Annotated in this window: 1 pseudogene; it reads right to left on the minus strand. The window is 49.3% G+C overall.

The features are described 5' to 3' along the window. Positions 1 to 1,289 (minus strand): annotated as a pseudogene (locus ACFIMM_RS06445) (hemagglutinin repeat-containing protein); the annotation flags it as partial.

The raw sequence follows: 1,289 nt of genomic DNA on the forward strand, positions 1-1,289 counted from the left end.
CTCCTGGTGCTTTCTCTCCTGACGTTTCCTCTGCCTTACCGGCTATGAGCGTCGAAGCTACAACTTCCGTGTTGTTTCCTGAGTCAATGGCAACGCCTTCACCCCCAGATATGAGTGAACCGGAAACTTGGGTAGCATCAACCTTGTTATGCTCAGATTTGCTGCTACTGAATGCTCCACCCTCTTTGTGGTACGACATTTCATAATGTAAGCTATCCTCTGCATTATTGATGAGAATATCGTTGCTGGCTTTCAGCCCCACCTTGCCATCAGCCGCAATGGAACTACCTGTGATGCTAAGATCATGCGGTTTGCCATCCTGCCCTGCAATGACAGTGGTGTCACCTCCCGATTTTATCGTAGAGCCAACGGCATGAGAGGCTTGCATATCCACGTTCGTGTTTTTGCCCTGAAGATGATACTCCATCTCCTCGTTTCTCACCCCTATCGCTATCTCCCCTTGGGCGCCAAGAGCAACATTACCCTTGGCATCTATATCGGAAGCAGCAATATGGATATCGCCACCCGAGATAACAGTGGTATCTTTTCCAGAACTTAAATGAGAGCCATTGTGCACCGCGACATGAGATGTTTGATCCCCGCGATGGCTATTGGCACTGTTGCGTGTGGCATCAATCGAAACATTCCTCTCAGCTTGCAAGAGGAGTTTATCCGTTGCTTGAACATCAGAGCCTAGAATATTCAAATCTTTTCCAGAGGCAAGTGTCGTCGAGCCTCCAGAGTTGACTTCTGATTTATGATGCATGGTGGCATCACCCTGTTCATCATGGTAATGGGTTTCTGCTGAACCGATCGTCTAGTTGCCTTGTTCTGTAGCCATGGCAAGATCACCTCCGGTAGTGATCCCCACCCCGGAGGCGGTGATATCTTGTTTGGCAGTCACCGTTGCATTACCACCAGCAGAAAGCGCCTCGGTGTTTAAAACGGTCTCCACGCCGTCAACCGTTGTGCGCCCTGCATCCAAACGAATATTCTTCTCTGCAAGGATAACAGCATCCCCACCCGCCGCAAAATGCCCTCCTTGACTAAAGATATCCCCGCCATGCACATGCAATTGGTGGTTTGCCGCAATCCGCCCTGAATTGGTTATTGTAGAATTGCTTGTATTTTGGCTGGTGATATTGATATCATCGCCCATGATCAAAGCCCCAGCAGAAACAAAGGAGGCTCTGTCTTTTTCAGGGATATAAAGCACCGGTGCATAAACATCCATGCCCTTGACCTGTTGGCGCACATAAATCACCATCGGGGCTTCTAGGGATGCCAAT

This window comes from Bartonella sp. AP258QHHD (assembly GCF_042196145.1).
Classification (GTDB): domain Bacteria; phylum Pseudomonadota; class Alphaproteobacteria; order Rhizobiales; family Rhizobiaceae; genus Bartonella.